This window comes from Haloferax sp. AB510, assembly GCF_024136985.1.
Classification (GTDB): Archaea; Halobacteriota; Halobacteria; order Halobacteriales; family Haloferacaceae; genus Haloferax.
Genome location: NZ_JAMYJY010000186.1, coordinates 1 through 3,023, shown reverse-complemented (window position 1 = coordinate 3,023; position 3,023 = coordinate 1). Strand labels below are relative to the sequence as shown.

4 protein-coding genes and 2 pseudogenes are annotated in these 3,023 nt (G+C 67.6%); 2 read left to right on the top strand and 4 right to left on the bottom strand.

Annotated elements, in window-relative coordinates:
- Together NKF06_RS20245 and NKF06_RS20240 are read right to left on the bottom strand one after the other, a co-directional pair.
- A pseudogene (locus tag NKF06_RS20245) lies at positions 1 to 202 on the bottom strand (hypothetical protein); the annotation flags it as partial.
- Position 203: 1 nt separating this feature from the next.
- Complete coding sequence (locus tag NKF06_RS20240; protein ID WP_253246424.1) at positions 204 to 665, bottom strand: hypothetical protein; 462 nt, start codon at positions 663 to 665, stop codon at positions 204 to 206.
- Positions 666 to 820: 155 nt separating this feature from the next.
- On the opposite strand from NKF06_RS20240, the gene NKF06_RS20235 reads away from it, so the two are divergent.
- Both NKF06_RS20235 and NKF06_RS20230 read left to right on the top strand, forming a co-directional pair.
- Positions 821 to 1,750 (top strand): peptidylprolyl isomerase, encoded by a 930-nt coding sequence (locus tag NKF06_RS20235; RefSeq protein WP_058827822.1) that lies wholly within the window; start codon positions 821 to 823, stop codon positions 1,748 to 1,750.
- Positions 1,751 to 1,823: 73 nt separating this feature from the next.
- Positions 1,824 to 2,090 (top strand): hypothetical protein, encoded by a 267-nt coding sequence (locus NKF06_RS20230; RefSeq protein WP_058567936.1) that lies wholly within the window; start codon positions 1,824 to 1,826, stop codon positions 2,088 to 2,090.
- Between the two features lie 18 nt (positions 2,091 to 2,108).
- Here NKF06_RS20230 and NKF06_RS20225 read toward each other — a convergent pair whose 3' ends face one another.
- Complete coding sequence (locus NKF06_RS20225; protein WP_253246423.1) at positions 2,109 to 2,732, bottom strand: transcriptional regulator; 624 nt, start codon at positions 2,730 to 2,732, stop codon at positions 2,109 to 2,111.
- 26 nt (positions 2,733 to 2,758) lie between these two features.
- Positions 2,759 to 3,023: pseudogene (locus tag NKF06_RS20220) on the bottom strand (CDP-4-keto-6-deoxy-D-glucose-3-dehydrase); the annotation flags it as partial.

Here is a 3,023-nt window from a genome sequence, read left to right as displayed (position 1 = left end):
GCGGGTCGGTCCAGAGGACGGCCGCCGCGCCGACGGTTATCCAGACGAACGGGTAGAACAGGTACCGGACGCTCTCGACGCGCTCCGGCGCGGCGGAGAGGTACGCCCCGACGGCGAGCGCCTCGACCCAGCAGAGCGCCGCGAGCCACCACAGTCGCGGCACGTGCCGGGGGTCGAGTCGCCCCGCGTACGAGGTCGCCATCTCAGAGGAGGCCCACCAACCTGAGCGCGACGCCGACGACGAACAGCAGGCCGAGCACCCACGACCCGAGGAGCGCCGCCTGCGAGCGTTCCAGTCCGCGCCCCCGCGCGGCGTGGTACGTCCCGTAGAAGAGGTACGCGACGACGACCCCGAGCGTCCCGGCGACGAGGACCGGCCCGGCGGCGTTCGTCACGCTCTCGGGGATGGCGCTTCCGCCGACGAACAGCACCGCCATCGCGCCGAAGCCGAGCGCCGCGAGGACGAAGACGAGCGACAGCACCGTCGGGTCGTCGCCCCAGCGACGTGCGGTGTCCCCACCCCCGCTCCCCGCCGAACCACCGCCTGTCGGCGTCGGAACGCTCGTGACGGTGTAGTGTCGCCAGCCGCGGCCGGTCAGAAACACGGTGAGCGCCAGCAGTACGACGCCGAGGACGAACCCGAGGAACAAGCCAGTCTGTGCCATGTGAACACGCCTCGTTTTCTATAACTATTGACAATGATATAAGCGATTCGACCCCACAGCGGCCCTCGGTGTCGAGTTCCCGGGTGTCGGCCGCCTCGAACGCGTCGCGGCAGCGAAACGTGATTCTTAAGGGTCGCACGAGTCACGTAGCGTGTATGAGCGACGAACAGCAGGCGGAGGCCGAGCAGGTCGATGAAGAGGTCGAGTCCGGTATTCAGGACGGCGACTTCGTCCGCCTCGCGTACACGGTGCGAACGATCGAGGACGGCGACGTCGTCGACACGACGGACAAAGAAGTGGCCGAAGAGGCCGAGATCGACGTCGAGGGCTACGAGTTCGAGCCCCGCGTCGTCATCGTCGGTGCCGGCCACGTCTTCCCCGAGGTCGACGAGGCCCTCATCGGTGCCGAGGCTGGCGACGAGGGTACCGTCGAGATTCCGGCGGCCGACGCCTTCGGCGAGTACGACGAGGACGACGTGCGCACGGTCAGCGCCAACAAGATCGACGAGGACGACCGCTACCCCGGCGCACAGGTCACTATCGACGGCGAGCAGGGCCGTCTGGAGACCATCATCGGCGGTCGCGCCCGCGTCAACTTCAACCACCCCCTCGCCGGCGAGGACCTCGAATACGAGTACGAAGTGCTCGAACTCGTCGACGACCGCGAGGAGCAGGCCTCCGGCCTCCTCGGCATGTACCTCCAGCAGGCCCCCGAAGTCTGGATTCAGACGGACGAGGTCGAAGAGGAGCAGGTCGTCGAGTCCGACGACGAGGATGAGGACGCCGAGCCCGAGACGGAGACCGTCACCGTCGAGAAGGACACGCTCTACATCGAGGCGACGCCGCAGATGACGATGAACCAGCAGTGGATGTTCTCCAAGCAGCAGATTGCGCAGGACATCATGCAGCGGCTGGACATCGACCGCGTCATCGTGCAGGAGACCATCGAGGGCGGCATGGGCGGCATGGGCGGCCTCGGCGGTATGATGGGCGGCGCGGGCGGCGCCGACATCGAAGAGGCAATCGAGGACGTCGACATCGACGCCGACGAACTCGCCGCGGAACTCGACGCCGACGAAGAGTAAGCGAGTCCGCCGCCCTCGCCGTCCCGGCGAATCGGCGGCTTCTTGATACTCGCCTTCCGACCGCCTCGTAGCTATGGCTTCGTCAGACGACGCCGCGACGGCCGAGTTCCGCGACCTCACAGACGTGAAAGTCGCGCTCGTCGCCGGGCTCTGCACCGTCGCATTGACGCTCTCGCTCAAGTACGGCGCCGGTATCGAGGTGCCGTTCGTCTATCGACTCTCCCCACTCGCACCGTACTTTGCCTACGTCTTCTCCCGCGGTGCGGCGCTGTCCGCCCGCACGTGGATGGCGCTCATCGCGGCCGTCACGCTCGGCACGTTCGGGTTCTTCGCGTTCTGAGCGGTGGCTCGGGCTCGCTCAGGCGATGTCGCGGCTGGTGTCGACGGTGACGCGCTCCGCCAGCCGGAGTTTGATGGTCTCGTTGAGCGCGCGTCCCCCGCGGAACTTGGGGACCGCGAGCCGGTTGATGATTTCCGAGCCGTCTATCTTCGTGTCGAGGTCGAACACCACGTCGGCCATGTGCTCGGTCAGGTCGCGGTTGTCCGGGACCGACTCACCTTTCAGCCCGTGGAGCACAGTCAGCCCCCGGGTGTTGACCATGTGCGTCTGGAGGTCGTTGAGGAACCGCCGATAGCGCGGGGGCTCGCTCCGTTCGAGCACGTCAACCACGTCGATGACGAGGTTCGCACCCTCCGGAAGGTCACGGACCAGACTGCTCGCCGTGTCGAGCGGCGCGTCGCCGCCCACGTCGCGCACGGTGGGGTTTCCGGTCGGACCGGGGTTCCGTTCGAGCGCGTCGGTGACGGCCTCGGCCGAGCGAATCGTCGTCAGCCACAGCGTCCCCCGCGTGGTCGTCAGTTCGTGTAAGAACAGTTCGGACTGGCTGGCCGGGTCGGCGGCGAGCAGGACGATGCTCCCCGCGGGAATGCCCCCGCCGAGTTGGCGGTCGAGCACGTCGATTCCCGTCGCCAGTCGAGACATGCCAGACTGTTAGGCGGTCGCTCATATTACTTCTTCCCCGGTATCTTGTCGGCGATTCGACGGTACGCGGCCCGAACTGTCGGACGAGTGAGGACTGGCGACGACTCCTCCGGAACGGTCCCGAGCACCGGCGCGCCCACGAGGTCGGACACCGCTTCGGGAGCCATTCGTGATCGCGAGACGACACATCCGACGACGGGGGTCCCGAGCGCCCGCGCCATCGCGGCCGTCTTGGCGGCGTCGCGGAGTGCCGGCGCGCACAGCGGCGACACGACGACCACGGCGTCGGCG

What these genes read in the sequence shown, in the direction of transcription:
- NKF06_RS20240 (WP_253246424.1), bottom strand. Translation starts at nt 665, where the DNA reads ATGGCACAGACTGGCTTGTTCCTCGGGTTCGTCCTCGGCGTCGTACTG.
- NKF06_RS20235 (WP_058827822.1), top strand. Translation starts at nt 821, where the DNA reads ATGAGCGACGAACAGCAGGCGGAGGCCGAGCAGGTCGATGAAGAGGTC.
- NKF06_RS20230 (WP_058567936.1), top strand. Translation starts at nt 1,824, where the DNA reads ATGGCTTCGTCAGACGACGCCGCGACGGCCGAGTTCCGCGACCTCACA.
- NKF06_RS20225 (WP_253246423.1), bottom strand. Translation starts at nt 2,732, where the DNA reads ATGTCTCGACTGGCGACGGGAATCGACGTGCTCGACCGCCAACTCGGC.